15 protein-coding genes, 1 tRNA gene and 1 pseudogene are annotated in these 22,224 nt (G+C 51.2%); 16 read left to right on the forward strand and 1 reads right to left on the reverse strand.

The window, feature by feature from the left end; all coding sequences use genetic code 11:
• The first annotated feature begins 294 nt into the window (after nt 1-294).
• The 16 genes and pseudogenes from SH451x_RS13170 to SH451x_RS13245 all read left to right on the forward strand — a co-directional run bounded on the left by SH451x_RS13170 (nt 295) and on the right by SH451x_RS13245 (nt 21,809).
• A complete protein-coding gene (locus tag SH451x_RS13170) occupies nt 295-2,055 on the forward strand; it encodes a hypothetical protein (protein ID WP_479357381.1) in 1,761 nt (586 codons plus the stop codon).
• A 541-nt stretch (nt 2,056-2,596) separates the two neighbouring features.
• The gene (locus SH451x_RS13175) at nt 2,597-6,391 is read left to right on the forward strand and encodes a PVC-type heme-binding CxxCH protein (RefSeq protein ID WP_479357383.1); all 3,795 of its coding nucleotides are present in this window, start codon (nt 2,597-2,599) and stop codon (nt 6,389-6,391) included.
• A gap of 197 nt (nt 6,392-6,588) precedes the next feature.
• Nucleotides 6,589-7,593: a hypothetical protein gene (locus SH451x_RS13180; protein WP_479357385.1), complete on the forward strand. Its 1,005-nt coding sequence runs from the start codon at nt 6,589-6,591 to the stop codon at nt 7,591-7,593.
• Nucleotides 7,594-7,837: 244 nt separating this feature from the next.
• The gene (locus SH451x_RS13185) at nt 7,838-9,241 is read left to right on the forward strand and encodes a DUF1593 domain-containing protein (protein WP_479357386.1); all 1,404 of its coding nucleotides are present in this window, start codon (nt 7,838-7,840) and stop codon (nt 9,239-9,241) included.
• Nucleotides 9,242-9,278: 37 nt separating this feature from the next.
• On the forward strand, nt 9,279-10,565 hold the full coding sequence (locus SH451x_RS13190) for a DUF1593 domain-containing protein (protein WP_479357388.1): 1,287 nt from the start codon (nt 9,279-9,281) through the stop codon (nt 10,563-10,565).
• 296 nt (nt 10,566-10,861) lie between these two features.
• Nucleotides 10,862-11,044, forward strand: coding sequence for a hypothetical protein (locus tag SH451x_RS13195; protein WP_479357390.1), 183 nt, complete (start codon nt 10,862-10,864; stop codon nt 11,042-11,044).
• On the forward strand, nt 11,025-11,747 hold the full coding sequence (locus SH451x_RS13200; protein ID WP_479357391.1) for an ECF-type sigma factor: 723 nt from the start codon (nt 11,025-11,027) through the stop codon (nt 11,745-11,747). The genes SH451x_RS13195 and SH451x_RS13200 overlap by 20 nt, the downstream gene beginning before the upstream one ends.
• Nucleotides 11,748-11,872: 125 nt before the next feature.
• On the forward strand, nt 11,873-13,867 hold the full coding sequence (locus tag SH451x_RS13205) for a serine/threonine-protein kinase (RefSeq protein ID WP_479357393.1): 1,995 nt from the start codon (nt 11,873-11,875) through the stop codon (nt 13,865-13,867).
• Nucleotides 13,868-14,233: 366 nt separating this feature from the next.
• Nucleotides 14,234-14,635, forward strand: coding sequence for a hypothetical protein (locus tag SH451x_RS13210; protein WP_479357394.1), 402 nt, complete (start codon nt 14,234-14,236; stop codon nt 14,633-14,635).
• 197 nt (nt 14,636-14,832) lie between these two features.
• A complete protein-coding gene (locus SH451x_RS13215) occupies nt 14,833-15,438 on the forward strand; it encodes an RNA polymerase sigma factor (protein WP_479357396.1) in 606 nt (201 codons plus the stop codon).
• Nucleotides 15,439-15,442: 4 nt separating this feature from the next.
• Nucleotides 15,443-17,023, forward strand: coding sequence for a serine/threonine-protein kinase (locus SH451x_RS13220; RefSeq protein WP_479357398.1), 1,581 nt, complete (start codon nt 15,443-15,445; stop codon nt 17,021-17,023).
• A gap of 32 nt (nt 17,024-17,055) precedes the next feature.
• A complete protein-coding gene (locus SH451x_RS13225) occupies nt 17,056-17,733 on the forward strand; it encodes a hypothetical protein (RefSeq protein WP_479357400.1) in 678 nt (225 codons plus the stop codon).
• A gap of 106 nt (nt 17,734-17,839) precedes the next feature.
• On the forward strand, nt 17,840-20,107 hold the full coding sequence (locus SH451x_RS13230) for a trypsin-like peptidase domain-containing protein (RefSeq protein WP_479357402.1): 2,268 nt from the start codon (nt 17,840-17,842) through the stop codon (nt 20,105-20,107).
• 503 nt (nt 20,108-20,610) lie between these two features.
• Nucleotides 20,611-20,958 (forward strand): annotated as a pseudogene (locus SH451x_RS13235) (four helix bundle protein).
• Between the two features lie 126 nt (nt 20,959-21,084).
• Nucleotides 21,085-21,549 (forward strand): nucleotidyl transferase AbiEii/AbiGii toxin family protein, encoded by a 465-nt coding sequence (locus tag SH451x_RS13240; RefSeq protein WP_479357403.1) that lies wholly within the window; start codon nt 21,085-21,087, stop codon nt 21,547-21,549.
• Nucleotides 21,549-21,809 carry a hypothetical protein gene (locus tag SH451x_RS13245; RefSeq protein ID WP_479357404.1) on the forward strand — a complete coding sequence of 87 codons (261 nt, stop codon included), beginning with the start codon at nt 21,549-21,551 and terminating at the stop codon, nt 21,807-21,809. Before SH451x_RS13240 ends, SH451x_RS13245 begins: the two co-directional genes overlap by 1 nt.
• A 320-nt stretch (nt 21,810-22,129) precedes the next feature.
• Here the strand turns inward: SH451x_RS13245 and SH451x_RS13250 are convergent.
• Nucleotides 22,130-22,203 (reverse strand) — tRNA-Thr (locus tag SH451x_RS13250).
• Nucleotides 22,204-22,224 lie beyond the last annotated feature (21 nt).

Raw genomic sequence — 22,224 nt, forward strand, 5'->3', positions numbered from 1 at the left:
CGGTAGTTTTAGCGAGTACTTGTGGTTTGGTTGATTCTAGTCTGGTGTTATAGCGGATTCGTTTGGTTGCGCTTGGGTCCGCCTAAAGGCGGTACTACGAAAGGGCTTTGTTATTCGCTGCAATAACAAGCGTGGGAGGCCTGCAACCGTTCTTCGTTTAGAAGCGAAAAAAGAACACTGGTTGCATCAACGGATTCCTCCAACTCTAATGTTTGCCTCGGCCTTCAAGTTAAGAGCTTGAAACCTGGTCCTGTAATATGGATGTTGATTAGTTATCGCAATTGGATAGGGTGAATGGTTCAACTTAAAGCTGCTATCGGCGTTGATACACTTTTGGCGATTGCATTATGCTTCGCTGTTCCAACTCCAACGCTTGCGCAAAAGATTCCAGTAACGCGAGAGACAACGTACCTCACCACGCCGCTGGCAGAAGATGGTTACCCCGATTACAAGAAATTTGTACTGAGTCAGCAGGATCGGAGTGTAGATCCAACTGAAAACGGCGCAGTCCCATTCCTCATGGCAGTTTGGCCCGGTGGGATGACGGAACCCGAACAGCGGGTGGTCGCACATGAGCTGCGTATCGAACCGCTGCAACGGGCAACCGGTTTTGACTTCCAAGAATTGGAGTCGGCTCATTGGAAGGTCTACCGCGATCGCAATCTCGAAATGTTGCAAAACGGGGTACGGGAGCGGTTTAGAAAGCTACGGTCAGACCTAGGCGAGAACGCTTCCGGTAAATACTCAGGAGAAACCGCAGTCGATGAGCAAGATATCAATATCCAACTCTTCCTTCATTTTAGCCGTTTTATCAACCGACCTTGGACCCGCTTGGACGCACCCGAGCTCGCTCAATGGTTTGACGATCACGCCGCCGAGTTCGATCTAATCTACGAAGCCGCCGGTCGCGAGCGATTCTACCTGCCGCAGCCCGACCTGCTCGCAGGAAACAAACCGCTGACCTCGGTTCGTCCGGCCGCCATCGCTTTATTTCGCGTTGTTGCACGCAACTTGGCCACGCGCGCCATGCTGAAGCTTGGCGAGGGGGATCCATCAGGGGCCTGGCAAGACCTACTGGTTGGGCTTTTGTTGAGCAGGCGGATCGATTCTGCAGGGGATGTCGGACACTTCATACGAATCGCAATCCACGGGATCATTTGGCACAGGGTCCACACTCTCTGCGAACACTCGATCTCGGCTGCGTTGGCTTCTGAGATAAAGGTTTTTTTGGCGAACCCAGAGTTGTCCGTGCCGCCGATGTTCACCGGAGACAATCGCGAACGGCTTAGCGGGTTGGATCTTGCGTTATTCATTTCCGGTCGGCGAGAATATGAGGAGGATTTGTCTCCGTATTTCAAAAAGGGTTTTGAGAAATTTTCAAGGTCGGCGCCGGACTGGACAGCGGTGATGCAGAATTTAAATAATTGCTGCGATGAAATGGACCGCGCAGAATCGGCCTCTAGCTATGCAGAGCGACTGGTCGCTATGCCGACAGTTGACAAGGCCCAGGCCGAGTTTCGCCGGTCGCTTGCGGAGATCGTGCGCGACTATGGCGAAACAGACGAGGACCGCGACGAGGCTGGCAAGCTTCTCGAAGCCTTTTTGCTGACGCCAGATATCGATCAGTTATTTGAGGCTCGAGAACGGAGCAATGCTCAACTCCAGCTGACGCAAGTTGTCGTGGCGATCGCGGAGTATCGGGCAGAGAATGCAGGACGGCTCCCGGAGTCGTTGGAAGAATTGGTGCCGCACAATCTTCCAAGCGTCCCACGCGACTTCTTTCATGGCCAGCCGCTCGTTTTCCGTCGAAGTGCCGATGGCTACTTGCTCTACTCGAAAGGCCGCAACGGTCGGGACGACTGGGGCTGCCATCAGCAACTAACCACGCTGTATGGCTATAGTCTGGACCTCATGGCCTATGGATCGGACCATGAGATCCTCGCTCTTTCTAAGGCTCAGTTTATTAAAGGCACTCCGCCGTTGAGTCAACGGCCGCTTCGCGAACAAATAGTGTCCGACGCAGACGATATTGCTGTTCGCTTCCCGTTGAAGTGAGAGCTCATCGAAGGTTGGTCCAATCAAGATGATCTCGGTGTTAATACGTAGGAATAACATCGTTTTGTCCACGGAGAGGTTTCTGCAATGCGAGCCAGATCACGACCTCCTTTCCGCTTTCCAGATAAGGTCAGTATGCAAAAGCGATGCTGGCCGTACACTTAGAGCCCCAATGTTATTGAACTGAAAATGGTCATTGCGAGGACTCCGAATGTTTGAACGAATTTTCTTAGCTTTGTCCCCTTTTTCCCTGTTCGCTTCACCGGTCATAGCACAAAACCTTCGATTTGAACGGCGTTAAAATTGGTTTTATTGACGAAGGGAACGGCGAGGCGGTAGTTGTAAACTGACGGGCAAACTATAGACTTCTGCTTATTAACTTCTCTCGGATTGTGAATACAATGAGGAAGCTATGTGTGACTTTTTCGTGATAGTCTCGGAACTAAGATCGCTCGATTCGGCGGTGCATCATTCGAGCTAGAATATTTCGACCTGCACTCCGCCGCATGAACTCCTCTACTTCTCGCTAAAGGTTAAAGTAATGACCGTTCGCACTGCAATTCTAAGTGTTGCGACAGCTTGGCTTCTCTTTCTCTCGTCTAATGCTTTAGCCGACGATGCAAGCGTGTTCACCCCGCCTGCGGTTGCATCGATAGAACAATTCCCTGTACCCGAGATGACAGCGCCAAACGCCGATGTCGCTCCGTTTGAATACGAAGAAGTAGGGCCGAAGATCCCTAACTACTTGCCCAATCAACAGTGGGGAACTCAGGGCGACATTATCACGAAAATGCAAAAGCCGTTGCCTCCTGAGGAATCGGTCAAGCACTATGTCGTGCCCAAAAACTTTCATCTCGAGCTGTTCTTAGACGAGTCCGATCTGCAAGCCAAACCGATTTCTATGAATTGGGACCACCGCGGTAGGCTGTGGATTTCGGAAACCGTCGATTATCCTAACGAACTAATGCCTCCATCGGAGGGAAGGGACCGCATTCGCATTTGCGAAGATACCGACCACGACGGGCGTGCAGACAAGTTTACGGTGTTCGCAGAGAACTTGAGCATCCCGACCGGAATCGAATTTTGCCGCGATGGCATTGTCATTCAAGCTGGTATTGAAACTCTCTTCCTGCGCGACACGGACGGCGATGGCAAAGCAGACCAACGCGAAGTGTTGATAACTGGCTGGGCGATGAACGATACGCATGGTGGAGTCAGCAATTTTCAATACGGACTCGATAATCGTTATTGGTCCATGCAAGGCTACAACGACTCCAAACCTAAGTACGCTGGTGGCGAGCACCCTGGATTTCGCCAAGGCCCCTGGAATTTCACCATTGGCGGAACACCGGCGCATCCTGAAGTTACAAACGTCGAGTTTATTCGTTCGACGAACAACAACAGTTGGGGACTAGGCAGTAGCGAAGAAGGCTTGGTGTTTGCTTCAACTGCGAACGGAGTACCAAGCGTTTTCGTTCCAATTCCAAACCGCTACTATGAAAGTGTTCGAGGATGGACACCACAACTAGTCGCCGAGAATATTGCGCGTGATTTTTTGTTCGACCCAATCACTGAGAAAGTCCGACAAGTCGACTGGCACGGCGGCTACACGGCAGGAGCAGGACACGCGCTCTATACGGCTCGAACCTACCCCAAGAGCTGGTGGAATCGTGTTGCCTTTGTTTGCGGTCCTACCGGCCATTTGGTAGGAACTTATGTGCTGGAACGCGATGGGGCGAACTATAAAGCAGATAATCCGTTTAACTTGGTGGCCAGCGACGACGAGTGGAGCGCACCGATCATGGCCGAGGTTGGCCCGGATGGCAACGTTTGGATCATCGATTGGTACAACTTCATTGTGCAGCACAATCCTGTTCCAAACGGTTTCAAGAACGGCAAGGGGAACGCTTACGAATCCGATCTGCGTGACAAATCGCATGGGCGGATCTATCGACTTGTATACGATGGCGACGAAGGCCAGCCCGATGCCACCATTCCTCCGGCGCTTGACTCTGCCAAACCTTCGACACTGGTCGCAGGCTTGTCTCACTCAAACCGTCTCTGGCGCCGGCACGCTCAACGCTTGCTTGTTGAAAGAGGGGATTGGGACGTCGTTGACCAGTTGATTGAACTGATTCAGAATCCTTCGGTGGATGATATCGGTAACAACGCAGGAGCAATTCATGCACTCTGGACGCTACATGGACTCGGAGCGCTTTCGAAAGCGGAAGGTAAGGCGTTTCAAGCTGCCGCGTCTGCTTTGAAGCATGCTGCTGCAGGAGTGCGCCGGAACGCTGCTCTGGTGCTTCCAGCGGCCGACGCATCGACTCAAGCATTACTCGAAGCGAAGCTTATAGCCGACTCGGACATGCAAGTTCGCTTGGCTGCATTGATGGCGTTAGCGGATATGCCATCCAACGAAAATGCTGGCGCAGCCATTGCCAGCCTCGCAACGGATGAAGATATGCTCGCAGATCGCTATTTGAAAGACGGCATTGTTTTCGCCGGCGCCGCTCATTCCCACTCGTTCCTTGCTAATCTACTCTTAACGCAGGTTTCGGCCAGCGATGAGACTCGGACTAACGTCGCGAGAGTCGTCGGTGAGCACGTTGCGCGATCGGGGCTTGAAGGAACCGCCCTAGAAACGCTCTTGACCCAGATCGCGAGCTCCAAGGCATCAGTACGCCAAGCTGTGATCGAAGGACTCGTTGCCGGATGGCCCGCCGCATCGAAACCTAGCGATATCAACGCCGACACCGAAAAGGCACTAGTTGCTACCGTCGAGTCGACACCCGTCGCGGAAATTGGTCCCTTGTTGCGACTCGGAGCGTTGCTCGGAAGTAAGGAACTAGGAAAATACTCTGCTGCCCTTGCTGAGCATCTGCAAACCCAGGTGGATGACGTTGCGCTGAATGCGAAAGATCGCGTTGCGGCTGCGGAAGAGTGGTTGGCAATTTCTGCAGACAAAGATGAAACGGTAGCCAGCTTAGTTGAACGGCTGTCACCTCAGCTTGCTCCGAAGGTTTCCACCGGAGTTATTCGTTTGCTCGCGAACACAACCGCTGAAAATGTGGCCACGCAGTTGCTCGACGTCTGGCCAACAATGACTCCCGCGCAACGCAATGATATCGTGGCTGTGCTTATGACCAAACCCAGCACCACGTTGGCATTGCTAAATGCAATTCGGGAACAGAAAATCGGCTTTGGGGATCTCTCGTTGGATCAACGCCAAACGCTCATTAACCACCCTAGTCAACTTGTTCGTCAGCAAGCTCAGCAGGTGATGGACGCGGCGGGAAGTGCCGTCAATTCTGCGCGACAGGAAGTTATCGACCAATACTTGGCTGCTGCACACGCGACCGGTGACGTAGCGCTAGGAAAGGCATTGTTTACCAAGAATTGCGCCATCTGCCATAAGCACTCGGGAGAAGGTAATGAGGTTGGTCCGGACTTGACCGGCATGGCAGTTCACCCCAAAGAAGAACTGCTGACCCACATACTTGACCCCAGCCGCGGCGTCGAAGGAAACTTTCGCCGATACACGTTGTTGACCGTGGACGGAAAAGTTCTCACCGGAATGCTCGCCGCCGAGTCCCTGTCCTCGGTTGATTTGATCGACGCCGAGGGAAAGAAACAATCGGTATCCCGAGAGGACATTGAACAGCTTACTTCATCGAATAAGTCCGTCATGCCGGATGGAATAGAACAACTTCTAAATCTATCCCAAATGACGGACATGCTAGAATTCCTGACCAACAAAGGCCGGTTCGTTCCCTTGCCAATCGCCAAAGTTGCCAACGCGGTTAGCACAAAGGAACTGTTTGACGACCAAGGGGCTCCCGACACAATAGAACTGGAAAGCTGGGGCCAGCGTGAAGTTGAGGGTATCCCATTCCAGCTAGTGGACCCTCAGGGTGATCAACGCGCCAACATCGTAGTACTGAACGGAAGCCTTGGCGTCATTCCGCCAAAGATGCCTCGCTCGGTCACGCTTCCGTGCAATATGATTGTCAAGAACCTTCACATACTTGGGGCGATCAGTGGTTACGGATATCCAAGAACCGAAGGCGAGACCGTCAGTATTGTTGTCCGGCTTCATTATCAAGATGGTGCATCTGAGGACCACGAACTGCTCAACAACGTGCACATCGCGTCGTTTGCCGGCAAGTCGGACGTCCCGAAATCGACTTATGCATTTGCAGCAGGCACCAGGCAAGTTCGTTACCTTGCTATTCAGCCTAAGCGGCGCGAGCCGATTGAGTCTGTTGAGCTGAGGAAAGGTGAGGACGAGTCGGCTCCAATCGTTCTGTCGATTACCGCAGAACAACATCAGTAGTCCTGCAATTGTATTAGCCAAGTCGCGCTGCGGGAAGTCTCTTCAGTGACGACGATGCATGTAGGGATGAAAGTTTGAGATCGAGGCCAAGCAAATCGCTGCTCCTAGCGCTAGATGGTCTATGATGTCCAGACCTGCGGCCTCCTGCAACACCGCACTGGCGATTGCCTAACCTCAGTTTCGATCAGCTCATTCGTATGGTAAAGGTTTTCACTTTCGTTCGTTCGCTCTGCTGGCTGACTTGTTTCGCGTTCGGTGCAGAGCGACTCGCAGCGGAATCCCCTGCATTTGAAGTCCTCAATGGAGCGGTCAAGATTGAGGGCGTTGGTCCAGGGAATCCAATCCTGTACGACAATGATTGGTGGTTTGACGTTTTTGATAACAACTACCTTTGGGCACAGGCAAGCCTCGGTGCAGCCAACCTGCGTGGCAACATCGTCTCTCGCGACATGTGGGACTGGCAGAAGGGTTATCAGTACACGATGCAGCAATCAATTGATGATGCCAACAAAGCTCTCAAATTAGCTAGAGATTCAGGATTGAAGAACATCCCTGATTTAACGATCGGCTCCGATACCGCTCTGAAGCGTCCTGCGAGTGGATGTATCGAAGATACCAAAGCCTATCCGACTGCCGGCAGTAAGTTGATTGTGGCCGAAGCAAGCAGTTGTACCCCTGAACGGCCACTTGTAATCATTGCTGGAGGTCCATTAACGACCATCGCCAATGCTTTACTTACCAATCCAGAAATAGCGCCGAACGTGATTGTTTTCGGTCTGACCGTCAATGGTGGATACAACGGCAAGGACGGTTGGTCCGTCTACATCGTCACGCAACGATGTAGGTATGTGGATTGGGGCGGGGGCGACTTTTGGGACAAGGACTCCGTGTTACGAGCGGAGCAATTTGATGTACTTCCCGACAACGACTTTGCAAGAGACATGAAGCAGTTCATACAGACAGACCTTGGCAGAGCAAACCAACTTGGGGACGGCGCGCCACTGGTCTGGTTGTATCAGCCGAGGTGCTGGACGAACGCGGTAGTTTATGACACAGAATTCCAGGGACAATCTGTTCAATTCAGCCCGAGTACCGCAAAACAACCCGGGAGCATCCTAGTCATTCCCAAAGAAGCAACCGACTTAGCCGCATGCCGCAAAGAGTTCTTTCGGGTTTTGACCAAGCGAGAAATCTACCAATAGAGTGTGGAATGGTATCTGCCTACGGTTCGCAAGTGAAACCATAGGGCGAAAACTCGGGCCGCGTGGTATCAAGTCTTCCATCGCCTTAGAATATCGTTAGTTTAAGCTTCACATTAGGGAGATCACCTGAGAAACGAGCTTAAAATAGCCAATCCAGTGGGGCTCGGTTCTATCCGGGTCGTCTGAGACTGGCTACATAACCTCTACGAATCACTCCCTTCATTCCCTGCGGAGACGCAATGAAATGTGCAGTTCATCCCGAAATGCTCTTTTGATCGCTGTCGCTCGAATTCGGTCGCTTGCCAGCTTACTGCTCGTAGCCGCCTGTAGCTTTACGACCGTAGCTGACACCTCTGCGGCAGACACTTTGCAAAAGCCACGTGTCATTGCCACCACCGATGGCGAGGTGGATGATCGCAGTAGCATGATTCGCTTTCTGCTTTACTCCTGCGACTTCGATATCGCTGGCATCGTGGAAGTGAACTCCAAGTTCCAGAAGAACGGCCACAGTCGAGAGCTTTGGATTCAGGAACAAATGCATGCCTACGAGAATGTGTTGCCGAACTTACGCAAACACAACACGGCCTACCCTGACGCCAATGCGATCCGAAGTGTTCTGCGAATCGGCAATGAGAACATCAATGATTTGTATGTAGCTCCGCCAGCCATGGAAACTCAAAACACCGCAGGAGCACAACTCATCATCGACACTCTGCTCGACGATGACCCGCGACCAGTGCATGTACTATCTTGGGGTGGGGCGAACACTACGGCTTCCGCGTTGTGGAAGCTGAAGACCGAATACTCTAAGGAGAAGTTCGAATATGCTGCCTCACGTATCCGCATCTATTGCATCTGGTATCAAGATGGAGGAGGTAGTTGGATTCAGGAAAACATTCCCGAAGCTTTTATTTATGAAGCGTATAAGTGGGACGACGTTTGGGACTATGAGAGTTACGACAATGCACGAAGAAAAGACAAGCCAATCGCAAATCCGCAAGCAATCCAGGCGTTTATGAATCCCGATTGGGTGAATGAGCATGTCATGAATGGACATGGTCCGCTGGCCGCTTTAACGCCGCAGTCGTATATCAGCGAAGGGGACACACCTTCGTTCCTGACTCTTGTGAACAACGGACTGCATGCAGACCGCGACTACACGCTGGGCGGTTGGGGTGGGCGAGGGGCCTATGACGATCCGCAAAAACATCCGAATCACATCACCGACAAAACGCTTACCGATGACGGGGATGCACACAAAATGTTTTGGCGGTGGGTCCCTGCTGCGCAGAACGATTTTGCCGCAAGATTAGACTGGTGCGTTAACGAATTCAACAACGCCAATCACGCACCCGTCGCACGGGTAATTGGCGAAGCTCGACGCACTGTGAAAGCCGGAGAGAGTGTCATGCTCTCGGCCACTGCCTCGGACCCTGACGGCGACAACTTGAGATATGCATGGTGGCAATACGCTGACGCTGATTCTGTCAACTCAACCGTAGCCATCACCAACGGCGATTCGCTAGATGCAGCCAGTTTCGTTGTACCTGACGAACCAAGCAAACAGATGCAAGTCATTCTCGAAGTGACCGACGACGGTACGCCGCCGTTAGTCGGATACCAACGCATCGTGTTTGACATTGAGTAGTTGCAGGCCGTCATTCCACTTAAAATGAATTGAATCGATGTCGAGTTACGTAGTTCTATTGGCACTGATTGCTTCGGTGGTAATGCAGACCGGTGCGGGTTCTGCTGAACGGCAGCGTGTGGTTGTGTCCACAGATATTGGTGGCACCGATCCCGATGACTTTCAATCGATGGTACATCTGCTTGTATGTGCCGATATGCTGGAAATCGAGGGGTTGATCTCATCGCCCTATGGGCCGGGGCGCAAGCAGCACATTCTGGAGGTAATCGATTGTTATGACAAAGACTACGCAAACCTGAAATCGTATTCGGACAAGTATCCGACGCCTCAGACGTTGCGAGCGATTACCAAACAGGGTGAAACCGAAATCGCCCCGTATTCCGGCGTTCGAGCTTCCACGGAAGGTTCGCAGTGGCTTATCGAGTGTGCTCGGCGAAGCGATCCGCGACCATTGCACGTGCTTGTCTGGGGCGGTATTGAAGATCTTGCCCAGGCATTGCACGACGCTCCAGATATCCTGCCGAAGCTGCGAGTCTACTACATCGGTGGGCCAAATAAAAAGTGGGGTCCGAATGCATATCAGTACATCGCTGACCAGCATCCGAAGCTGTGGATCATCGAAGCCAATGCAACCTATCGCGGTTGGTTCACCGGTGGTAATCAGTCGGGCACATGGGGCAACCTTCAGTTCGTGAAAGAACATGTCTCCAGCCATGGCGCGCTCGGCGATCTCTTCACCACTAAAATGAATTCTATCAAAATGGGGGATACGCCTTCTGTGGGCTGGCTATTGAATGGAACGCCAAAGGATCCAACGGAGCCAGGCTGGGGCGGCCAGTTTGTCCGCGCATGGAAGCGACCGTATTCGCGGTACGAACGAATCACAACAGAGGATGATCAGATGGAGGTCTTCGGCGTGCTCGAATTGGTTTTGCCGCTGGGGAATAACCCGCCAAAGAATCCCGAAGCGCAGCTCATGGCAGACGGCTTGGCATTAGCGGGCTACGCCTACGGCGATGGCACCTTGCGATTTCGCTTTTGTCCAAAAGCAGCCAAGACCTACCCGCTGGCTATCTCCAGCAATGTTACCGCCCTAGATGGCAAGACCGGCGCAATTAAAGTAGTCGCTACCCAACCAGAGGTTGCCTCGCAGCCTGATCCGCATCTTCCAAACTGGTGGACCGACAATCCCGCGCCTGAGTTCGTCGAACGCGAACACCATGGCGCCAAGTCCGTCAGCCGGTGGCGTGAAGATTTTCTTGAAGACTTTGCGAATCGCATGTTGCGATGCAAAGCTCCGTCACTGTATGAAGCGAAACAGTAACCAGACGCTAACTTAATGCATCACTATTAACTCCACTGCTTCCATGCTGCGATATTTGTCACGGCGAAGAGCAGCGTGACGTACGCCCAGGGTAATCGAGTTCTCATGTCGATCTCGGGCTGAATGATTTACCCTGACCATGATTGCCCGAATTCCCGCTCCCATTTTGGCGCGAGCAGACACGTTAGCGGAATGAACCAGCGATCCAGGCCATCATCGTTGTCAGCGCTGACGGGACCGCTCAACGACGCAACACTCCTTCCGATCCATACATCTACCACCACAAATGGCTGTTCGTGGCCGACGATTACCGTGGGTTCAATGTTGAAGAAAGTAAGCTGCGATCAAAGCAATGGATTGCACTCGACGGAGTCGATCGATTGCGTATCGGCCGGAAAAGCTATTGGGAACAACACGTGGTGCCAATAATGATTGAATTGCTGAAGGTCGAGATTCGAAATGCCTTCGCTTACTTCTAAAGATCGCTTTGGAGTTCGACTGGCGACGGCAACGGGAACAGTGGTTGGCTCTTGGCAATCTGCTCGTCGGATCTTATTGGTAGTCGTTACTCTGCCCGCAAAGGATCGAGATTCGGGTTATACTTACGAGACCATGACCAAATTAACTCTCGCATTGCAAGCTATCGAATCAGGACAAGCAAGGACCGAAGACCTTCTGCCGTTGGTCTATGACGAACTCCGCCGAATGGCTGGAGCTCAAATGCAGAATGAGCGTGCAGGTCAAACGTTGCAGGCAACTGCTCTGGTCCACGAAGTATTTCTTCGACTGGTTGGCGGCGATCAACTGAATTGGCAGAATCGTCGACACTTTTTTGGCGCAGCCGCGCTGGCGATGCAACGCATACTTGTCGAGCAAGCTCGTCGCCGACAACAGCTCAAGCGGGGTGGAAATCTTGAGCGAGTTGATCTAATCGAAGTTGACATTGCAGTTTCCGGACAAGTTTCGGACTCGGAACTTTTAGCCATCCATGAGGCGTTTGGTGCGTTTGAAAAAGAGGAGCCAGCAAAAGCGGAACTCGTTCGCTTGCGGTATTTTGTCGGTTTGACGGAAGTCGAGGCCGCAAAAACGTTGAATATTTCCCGAGCCACCGCGTCGCGTTGGTGGACATTTTCCCGAGCTTGGCTTTTCCAACGAATGCAGGGTAGTGAGGCAGAATCGTGAGCGTCTTACGAGTAGTTCGAAGGAGTATTTTGAGATTTAAGAATTTGATGAGGCGCTCCACTCAGCGATGTCGCATAGCAGGTTGAGACGATTACTTTGGCGACTACCCTAAGAAGCGACCTACCATGACGGAACCTGAAGAAACACAAAACCGCAATGAATCAACTGGAAAACCTGAAGCAGCGCCAGCCGGTGCGGCCTCGAGCGAGGGTCCATTGAAGCCGGAGTTATCCGTCGCCCCGAATTCAATCGAAGGCTTGTTCCTACAGGCACTGCAACTTCCTTCCGCTTCGGATCGAGATGCTTTCCTCGATTGCAATTGTCAGAACGAACCAGAAAACCGCAAGCGAGTACTGGCGCTTCTGAGGGCACATGCTGACGCGGGCGATTTTCTCGAAACCCCAGCGGTGGATCGGCCGACAAATGCCCCAATCTCGCTCGGATTCCTGAAACCTACTGATAAAGAAGGGGTGCTGGGCACTATCGGGCCTTACGAAGTGCTGGAAGCCATCGGTCGGGGCGGTATGGGGGTTGTCCTACGGGCCTGTGATCCAAAACTAAATCGCATTGTTGCCGTGAAAGCTCTGTTGCCAGAATTGGCTTCGAATCCAACTTCTCGACGCCGCTTTCTGCGAGAAGCGCAAGCGGCAGCCGCTATCAGTCATCCGCATGTTGTCTCGATCCACGCGGTTGATGATAGCGATCAGGATCATCGTGGCGCTCCGGTACCACCCTTCCTTGTCATGGAGTGTATCGTCGGTCAATCGTTGCAGCAGAAACTCGATAAGGTGGGCCCGCTCCGCCTAACAGAAATCCTGCGCATCAGTCGACAGATCAGCGAAGGACTCGCCGCAGCTCACAAGCAAGGGTTGGTGCATCGCGATATCAAGCCCGCGAATATCTTGCTCGAGAACGGTGTCGAACGTGTCAAAATTACTGACTTTGGTTTGGCTCGAGCAATCGACGATATCACCGTGACTCGCACGGGTGAAGTCTGTGGCACTCCTCAGTACATGTCGCCTGAGCAGGCCTGTGGTGATCGTGTTGATCATCGCAGCGATCTATTCAGTCTGGGGTGTGTGATGTACGCGATGTGTACTGGCCACAGTCCCTTTCGCGGCGATAGTGTCGCTCATGTTATCAAACGAGTCACCCAAGACGAGCCACGATCCATCGCCGATCAAAATCCAGAAATTCCGCAGTGGCTGATTGAGATCATCAGCTCGCTTCTTCAGAAGAAGGCTGAGCATCGTTTTCAATCCGCCGAAGACTTGGCGACGATTCTAGATCAGCATCTCTCGCGGATTCAGCATCCAAGCGAATCTGGATCGCACGCGAAAATCAATCAACAAGTTTCGAACGAAAGGTCTCGCGAATTCGGCGACAGACTGTCCAGCGTCGCTCCAGAAAACGTTTTGATGCAGTTTGGCAACATTAGCATGCCCGTTCCATTGGAAAATGCACTTCACTACACAACCGTCAAGTCGATCGGTCGCACCTGGATTCTGTTGACGCTGGGAGGAGTTGTCCTTTCATTGGTCCTTCACCCCACTCTCAGTTTGGCAGCGAACTCGACACAGCGCATCGCGCAAGCATTTCAATTTCCCGCTTCACTGCTTGGTATTTGGGTAATGATGATGCTGGGTACAAAAATCTTTACACCAAGCAGCGTACCATTGCGAACGTGGGCATTGCTGAGTTCTTCGATCTTTGGCTGTATGGCTTTCGGCTATTTCTGGACCACGGTTGCTCGGATGCCCTTTGATGGAAACCTAAACGAGATTTCGTCACGATCGCTGATGGGGGCGGCAATCATCCCCACGTTGATCTTCTTGATGTACTGCAGTTGGGTATACCTTGAGATCATTAAGAACCCGGAAACTTTGCGAGGAGTGCGAAACATCACCGGCCCTCAGGCTCGACTTTCGACTCGAAGCTTTACAGTGCTGATCGTCACCGTTTTGTCGGTGCTCGGGCTATTTAGCCTCCTGTTCAAAATTGGTTCAGAATCCAATGCGAAACGCCCAGCCCCGCCAACTGTAGAAGTCCGTGAAGAAGGCACTGTTCAATCCGAGAGCAAGAAAATGGATTCAGACGACCAACGCCCTCAAAACCGTTAGAAGGAATTTTCCATTCCAAAGTTTTTGGTTGGAACAAACGTGAATGCTGAAGAGTTCTCGTAAACCTCGGCGAGGATTACTTGTCGTGAAAAAATGGCCAAATAACAACACCCGCGAGCCGGAAACGCGACCCGCGGGTGTTGAGTTTCAAGTATACCGCAGTTGGACCGGAGTCTAACTCGCGTTTACAGTTCGATCGCTTCAATTTCAGCGACGAATCGCTGGTTGTTGTCAGCTAGGAACGCACTGACACGAGCGAACGCGGAGTCAGGAAAAGTTTGAATCGAGAAGTTCCAAGGTTGTAAAAGCGATCACGATGAAACCTCTTGTTTTCAAACTTCGCCATTCAAACTTCAAGCTTCAGCGGTGCCGTCCTATTCCAAACCAGATCGCACGACCTCCGTAATGGTCCGTCCCAACAAAACCGACTCGCCGGCGATCGCCAGATTGGCTGACTTGCAGGAACGAATCGGTCACGACGAACCCGGGATCGACACCGTACTAAGCGACATCAACAAGATCAATAACAACCTACTTACCCAGCAATACATCGAGATCGCGATGAGCACCTTCGATCCAATCTGGGAATCGATGACGCTCCGCGATCAGATCCGCTGGGTACATGTTGTCGTCAATCAAGTCGACTACGACGGCGAATCTGGAAGAGTCACCATCACTTTCAAATCGATCGTCATTAAGAAGCGGGCCGAGCATACAACCGAAAATCTTGGGGAGGCACGAGCCTTCGTTAATCCCTCAATCACCTGAGATTTGGCCCGCAAAGCTGACGGTTTTTGGGGATCCTCTTTCCCACGCCTTGGGTGTAGCAGAACTCAACCCTCATCTGGCAATATACTGGAGAGAACATAGTCGCAAGAACGGCGATTAAAGCAATACATAAGAAATTTCGGACGACTCGCGTAAGATCTCGCATTATCAATTGTGTAACCTGGTGGAGAAAGCCTATGCAAGAAATACCGGAAACACGAAACAGCCTGATTGTTCGTCTGCGTCAGCCTGGAAATCAGGAAGCGTGGCAGGAATTTGCGTCGCTGTACGAACCGCTGATTTACAGACTTGCCGCTCGCAAAGGGATGCAACATGCCGACGCTCAAGACTTGCTACAGGACGTTCTGGTGGCGGTTTCGAAAGGCATCGATCGATTTGAAATCGGCGCTGATAAAGGTCGCTTCCGAGGCTGGCTGTTTCGGATTTCGCGCAATCTGATCGTCAACGCAATCGAGAAACGACAGCGCATCGTGATCGGGAACGGCGACACTGATATTTGCCAGCAACTTGAACAACAACCAGATATAAGTCCGCAGGAAAACAGCGCATACATACTGGAATTTCGACGCGAGCTTTTCCACTGGGCCGCTCGCAAGATCCGTCCCGAGTTTCAGACATCGTCGTGGAGTCTTTTCTGGAGAACGAGCGTTGATGGTGAAGAGATTGCAGAAGTGGCAAGAGAACTTAGGCTGTCCATCGGTGCTGCCTATGCCGCTCGCTGCCGAATCCTGGCAAGGCTGAAAAAAACGATTGAGGAACTGGATGACTCGCAATGGGCTTAACACAATGAACAGAACTCAACACTGCCTTTCATTTGACGATATTCGCACTTTCCTCGACGGTCAATCGACGCTCGATGAAGACCACGCTGTCGTTGCACACTTGGATCTGTGCGAGGTTTGTCGAACTGCATTAGAGGAGAATGCTGGCGGAGTGAAATGGCTCGGGCAGGTGCAAGACTTACTGTCGGACGCTGAGTGTGATCCGACGGCGGATGAACAAGTCGAGAATATCCGGTTGCCTGTCGATTCGTTTCTAGTTGCGAATCGATTGACGTTCCTCGCCCCCACGGACGATCCTCGCATGATTGGTCGCATGGGTGTTTACGAAGTGTCCGGTGTTGTCGGATACGGCGGTATGGGAGTCATACTGAAGGCACTCGAACCGTCACTCAATCGCTACGTTGCCTTGAAGATCTTGTGGCCGCATTTGGCCGTAAATGGTGCAGCTCGCCAACGTTTTGCACGTGAAGCACGAGCTGCCGCTGCGGTCGTACACGAACATGTTGTACCGATTTATGCAGTGGATGAATTTCAAGGCATTCCCTACATCGTCATGCAATACGTGCCAGGTCGTTCGTTGCAGGAACGAATATCGCGCGATGGAGCACTGTCTGTTGAACAAGTGTTGCGAATCGGACGTCAGATCGCAACGGCTCTTGATGCAGCTCACGCCCAAGGTTTAGTGCATCGTGATGTTAAGCCAGGCAATATACTTCTTGAGAATGGCATTGAGCGAGTACTTGTCACAGACTTTGGGCTAGCTCGGGCAGCGGATGATGCGAGTCTAACGCACAGTGGCATGGTGGCAGGTACGCCGCAATTTATGTCACCAGAACAAGCCCGTGGTGATATGATCGACCATCGAAGCGACTTGTTTAGTCTTGGCAGTGTCATGTATACGATGTGTGCTGGGCATCCGCCGTTTCGAGCTGAGTCTGTCTTGGGTCTGTTGACTCGGATATGCAACGATATGCCGCGGACGCTGAGGGAGATCAACGCATCAGTACCAGAATGGCTTGACGCGTTTATTGCGAGACTAATGTCAAAAGACTTGGTCTGCAGATTTCAGTCCGCTGCGGAGGTGGCTCAGATTCTGGAGAAAGAGTTAGCTCACTTACAGAATCCTGTCGGTGTTATGCGTCCAGATCGTACATGGGCGAGAAAGAAGTGGAAGTTGAACGCTGCACGATTCGCTGTAGTGGCGGGAATCGCGGCCGTTAGTTTACTGTTGTTTGCGAACAGGGTGTGGTCGCCAGCGGAGTTATTTCCTTCACAGGAATATGAATTAACCGGGATCGAAAATTTTGAAGTTACTAATGGAACTGCCGAAAACCCATTAAGACTGCATGTGGCCAACTCCTCATCAGAAACGCCGGAATTCATGCGCTCTGCTGGAAGCATTTTGCCAAACGATCCCACAGCGATGGAAATCTCAGAGCTGCGAACCGCAGTCGAAGCATTAGAGCGTCAAATGGTAACGCCTCGATCCATTGATCTTTCTGAAATCGAGGATCCATGGAATGCAGCCCGCAAGGCTGCGCGTGACCTGGAGCTGAAGTTGGCTCCAAATTCATCAGAGTTTTAAGTTTCAGTTTTAACCCCATTTAGGAGAGTCTTATGCAAATTCGAAAAATTACCGCTACCAGTTCGTTACTTGTAACACTGGTTTTGACGGGTGCGATGCCAACTATAGCGCTTGCTCAACAAGCAGACGATGCAAATGCACGCACGGTGCCGGCAGAGTTTTTACGTCTTCCGACTGATCGCCTCAGACTGCAAACGAACGAAGAATTAAACAACTCGGCGAATATTGCTCTGACAACGACTGGAGGTAGCGAGGGGCGCGACGTTCTGGGGATCATGATAGAGGGCGAGGTGGGTGTTCCCGAAGAAGAACACTTAGAAACCTGGATCAGCCGAGCTTTGAGCATCTACGCTCAAACCGCCGACCAAGAATCACGCGTTCAGCAGCGAGAGGAGATTGCCAAAGGACTTAACACGATCTTTGACCTCCGACATCAACAGCGAGTCAATGAACTGCGTGAATTAGAAGCTCGAGTGCAGAAACTTAAAGCGACTCTCGAGCAACGTGCCGCAACGAAGTCTGAGATCGTCAAAAAACGTATCGACTATTTGATTCAGGAAGCCGATGGCCTCGGCTGGGGTGATGGAATTCCAGCGCCAAAGCGATCCGGGCCGACTGGAGCATTGTTCTTACCGGATGCATCGTCGAATCAGCGTGGTTCTGGAGTTATGCGGGAACAAGAGGCAATGCCTCAAACGGAGCCCAATTGAGAAATAGTTCTATGCTGGTATCGACATTTCGAATGTGCTATATGTGCTCGACAGTCATTGATCGCGAAAACATACAATTGCTTGGCCGGGAGCCAATAGGATAGAAATGTGTAGGAAATTCAATTGCGTTATACCATTACAATTTGTACTGGTAAGCCTGTTATCAATAAACTTTGCCGCAACTTTGCTGGCACAAGAATCGGTAAGTGGAAATCCAATCACAACTGTTGCCGAGACAACGGACACAGTCAAAGAACGGTTCGACTCGCTTGAAAGGCGACTTGCGAAGGCCCATTCCGTTGCATTCCCTGCCCTAGTGCGAGTGTACGGACAATCTACGGAACGAGGTTTGAATGCTTGCACGGGAGTAATCGTCACGGAGCAAGGACACGTCCTTGTTTCATCGCAAGTCGCAAATCAAACTCTAACGGTTCATCTTCCAGATGGCAGTCAAACTACGGCGAATGCACTTGGATGGTCAAGAGAATGGGGAATCGCTTTAGCGAAGCTTGAAGGCGAAGGACCTTGGCCTCATGTCAAGATTGACGCTTCCAAAAGTGTTCGAGCGGGCCAGGACATACTGACCTTCGCATATTCCATTAATGATGCGGATGCGACGATCCCGTTGATGGACTTGCAATGGGTTCACAGAGCTGCTCCGAGCTTGTGGTTTATGCACCCAAACGGAACAAAACTGTTTTGGAAGCAAGGGAGCGTTGCTTTCGATCTCAATGGAAATCTTCTAGGCATTGAAAGTGCAGGGTATCCCTATGAGGGTACCGTGTTCGCTGACACAATATTAGTACATACGTTGTGGAATGATCTTTTAGCAGGAAAGAACATTGATCGCGAGAGAGCGGACAACTTGCAATTAACGGAAGAGTCGCGAGCCAAGGTTTCAGAAATTTCAAAAGCGTCGCTTCAACGTGCGGTGGCCGCGAGTGTGCGTGTTCGATCTCTGACTGGCAATACAGGTTTTAGCGGCACCATCGTTTCCAAAGATGGAATTGTGGCAACGGTTGCGCATCACTTCGTAATGCCCGGTGGCATCGTTAACGTCTCTTTGCCGGACGGCCGTGACTTTCGAGGTAAGGTAATCGGTAGCAGTTTTCCGAGCGACATTGGATTAGTACGCATTGAAGCAGATGTCGAGTTCCCGTTTGTCGATATGGGACACTCTACAAAATTGCAAGTCGGAGATCCATGTATCGTCATTGGCTATGGACCAGTGGCGGCTGAATCACGAATTCCTCAGATCCGGCGGCCGACGATTGTCGAGCCGTTCGAAGGACGTTGGTCGTACACCCTACCTTTCGAACAGGAAGAAGCGTTTGTTGGCGGTGATTGCGGCAGTGGAGTGTTCGATGTTAGTGGGAATTTGGTGGCAGTTGCGAGTCCGAATCAGGGGGTTGCTCGTCCGTACGAGAGTCCTCGCATTGAAGTCTTCCGCACACAGTGGGACAGTCTGCATGCTGAGTTTCATCAAGCCGAAAAGTCCGAGTTGTTTGCTGATTTAGAAAAAGGTGTTGTAGAAGCCGATGAAATTCACGATTGCATTGTCGAGTTGCAACATGCCGACGAAACCATTGCATTAGGAACAATTGTGGATGCCTCTGGCACGATCGTTACCAAGGCAAGCGTTTTGCCTGCAGCCAGTCTCATTCCATGCAAGTTGCCCAGCGGTAGCGTCGTGCAAGCGAAAGTAACCAAGATTGCACGGGAGCACGACCTAGCGGTGCTTAAGGTTCAGTCGTCTGAATTGAAGCCGGTTGCTTGGGCTGACGAGACGGCTTACGTGCCCGGTATGCTTGCGGTGGCTGCTGGACCAAAGCCTGCCTTGGGAACAATCGCGTTGCCCTTGCAACCATTCGCGCCAAGACTTGGGCATCTCAGGGCAAGCTTTATTGAGTCCCAAAATGGGCTTGTCGTAGATCAAGTGATTGACGAAGCCATTTTCGATACAGACCTCGCTCGGTTTGGTCCTCAACCGCTTCAGAAGGGTGACATTCTATTAGGTGTCGACGATCGATCAATTGCCACTTTAGCTGAGTTGGATGCACTGCTCGATGACGAGAAGATGCCGATTGCAGTGGCGGGAGACAAAATGAGATTGCTCGTGCAGCGAGCAGGAAAGCAGCAAGAATTGCATCTCACGCTCGGCCCGCGACAGTTTCCGATAAATAAGGGGCAAAGTGCACGATGTTCAAACTTTGCTGCAGTTGCCAGTTTCTCAGCAAACTCAGACGTTAATCTCTTCGGCGGTCCAGTTATAAACTTTGATGGCCGAGCAATCGGAATCGCAATTGCAGGTCGACAACAAGGGTGGGTGCTGGTCTTGCCTGCTGAAATCGTAAGACGTGTATGCTTGGATTGACGTTCGCCTTGGTGATTAAGATATGCAGCGACGTAATCACTCTCATTATGTAAACGAAGCAATTCCAATGCTTATTCAACAGACACCCGCGAGCCGGAAATGCGACCCGCAGGTGTTGAGTTTCAAGTATACAGCAGTTGGACCGGAGTCCAAATCGCGTTTACAGTTCGATCGCTTCGACTTCAGCGACGAATCGCTGGTTGTTGTCGGCGAGGAACGCACTGATCACGTTGAACACGGAGTCAGAAGAAGTTTGAATTGAGAAGTTTGAAGTTTGAAAAGCGCTATTTCAAACTTCTAAATTCAAACTTCCAACTTCGCCAACGTACACGTAGCGGCAACTTGCGCCAGCGCGTGCTTCGGCTCAAGCTTGTACGCGCGGCCACCCGCTTCGTCGGTTGCATTAGCATTCGGTACTCGGCCAAGCATGCTTGCGAATAGAGACCTATTTGCCATGGTAGAATTGTGAAATTTGAAGGGTGAAGTTTGAAAGGGGAATGTAAATGAAAAGTGATCTTCCAGATCGAACCTTTGCTTTTGCGGAGAGGATTGTTAGGCTCTGCACCTACCTGGAACAGCATGGACGAGTCTCAACACCATTGGCAACGCAGTTGCTGCGCGCTGGCACGTCCATTGGTGCAAACGTCGAGGAGGGAATTGCCTCTGAAAGTCGAAAGGATTTTGTTCATAAGTATTCGATTGCCTGAAAAGAGGCTCGCGAATCTCATTATTGGCTTCGTTTACTCGTGGCCATTGAGCTTGTTCCATCTGAACGACTAGTCCCGCTGACGGATGAAGCTAACGAGCTAGTTGCTATCCTGACGACTATTGTGAAGAAGTCTCGGGAATAGCTTTCACACTTCTCCTTTCAGACTTCAAACTTCATTCGCTTCCCCTTGTTTGTTTTTGTTCTTTATTGAGGTATAAGATACGAGGGCGGATCGTAGGTTCGCGAAATCGATGGAAAGGTTTTTCGAATGAAGCTTAAAGACGAGTTAATAAGAATCGTTGCATGTCTTGATAAAGCGGGAATTGATTATGCATTGTGCGGAGGACTGGCTGTTGCAGTCCATGGTCATCCTCGTATGACAAAGGATATTGACATCCTTATACGTTTTGAATCGCTCGAAGAAGCCAAAGCGGCGTTGGCTACTATACAGTATGACCTTGAGTCAGGTCTTTTTCGATTCAATCCGAATACCGACAAAGAAAGTCAGATGTATCGGGTTTCACGAGCAGAAGGCACTGAATTGGTAACTTTGGATTTGATGCTAGTCGCACCAGTTTTTGAGCCAGTTTGGAGTGATCGAGAATCTGTCTCGATTGGTGCAAGCGTTATCAAGGTTGTTTCTAAGAAAGGACTCATTAGAATGAAGGATGTTGCTGGACGACCACAAGATCTCGCGGATATCGATGCCTTGCGAACGCTGGAAGACGAGTAATGAATAACCCTCTTGATACTAAAGCTGATACGTCGAAATCAATATCGCGCGGCGCAAGTCGAGAGATGACTCCTGATGCGATCAGTCGTAGACTAGATGTAGTTGATGAACTTCGTGAGTTTGCACGTGAACTTCGTGATGCGACGCGAAATGGGCCGATTGGAGCACCATTGGCGATTCCTGCAACCTCAGACATTCAGCTACAAACTTCGTGTGAACAGTCCGCCTCTTATCATAAAAAAACAACCGACGAAGTGTGACCAGAGCGCCATGACGACATGCGTCATTCGATAGTTCCCACTATCGCGGCAAGGGTGGTGGATGTACTCCGAATCGGCAGTCGATTGTTTGAAGTTTGAGGTTCGAAGTGTGAAGCTGAAAGATATTTGTAATCTGGATTTCAAACTTCGAACTTCCTACCTCAAACTTCATCTATGTACTCCGATTTGGCAGTCAGTCAAAAGACTTGCCGCAACGGTTTCCGATTGCGACATGTCAGAAAAATGGAACTGAGCGAGGAATTGGTTTAGATCCTTCGTTTTGGTAAAGATGTATTCCAAACATGCAGTTCAGTTGCCAGAGCCGATGACTGGATTCGCGCCAGCATGGACCTGTTTACAAGACAGGAGCCTTTCTCAGTCGAGCCACATCGGCAGGTCAGCAGGAACGCAGTGA

The organism is Njordella aestuarii (assembly GCF_056494165.1).

Excerpts from the sequence above, each read along its gene's own strand:
- SH451x_RS13180 (WP_479357385.1), top strand. The coding sequence starts at position 6,589 with ATGGTAAAGGTTTTCACTTTCGTTCGTTCGCTCTGCTGGCTGACTTGT.
- SH451x_RS13230 (WP_479357402.1), top strand. The coding sequence starts at position 17,840 with ATGTGTAGGAAATTCAATTGCGTTATACCATTACAATTTGTACTGGTA.
- SH451x_RS13240 (WP_479357403.1), top strand. The coding sequence starts at position 21,085 with ATGAAGCTTAAAGACGAGTTAATAAGAATCGTTGCATGTCTTGATAAA.
- SH451x_RS13225 (WP_479357400.1), top strand. The coding sequence starts at position 17,056 with ATGCAAATTCGAAAAATTACCGCTACCAGTTCGTTACTTGTAACACTG.
- SH451x_RS13245 (WP_479357404.1), top strand. The coding sequence starts at position 21,549 with ATGAATAACCCTCTTGATACTAAAGCTGATACGTCGAAATCAATATCG.
- SH451x_RS13200 (WP_479357391.1), top strand. The coding sequence starts at position 11,025 with ATGCCTTCGCTTACTTCTAAAGATCGCTTTGGAGTTCGACTGGCGACG.
- SH451x_RS13215 (WP_479357396.1), top strand. The coding sequence starts at position 14,833 with ATGCAAGAAATACCGGAAACACGAAACAGCCTGATTGTTCGTCTGCGT.
- SH451x_RS13170 (WP_479357381.1), top strand. The coding sequence starts at position 295 with ATGGTTCAACTTAAAGCTGCTATCGGCGTTGATACACTTTTGGCGATT.
- SH451x_RS13190 (WP_479357388.1), top strand. The coding sequence starts at position 9,279 with ATGTCGAGTTACGTAGTTCTATTGGCACTGATTGCTTCGGTGGTAATG.
- SH451x_RS13175 (WP_479357383.1), top strand. The coding sequence starts at position 2,597 with ATGACCGTTCGCACTGCAATTCTAAGTGTTGCGACAGCTTGGCTTCTC.
- SH451x_RS13220 (WP_479357398.1), top strand. The coding sequence starts at position 15,443 with ATGAACAGAACTCAACACTGCCTTTCATTTGACGATATTCGCACTTTC.
- SH451x_RS13205 (WP_479357393.1), top strand. The coding sequence starts at position 11,873 with ATGACGGAACCTGAAGAAACACAAAACCGCAATGAATCAACTGGAAAA.
- SH451x_RS13185 (WP_479357386.1), top strand. The coding sequence starts at position 7,838 with ATGTGCAGTTCATCCCGAAATGCTCTTTTGATCGCTGTCGCTCGAATT.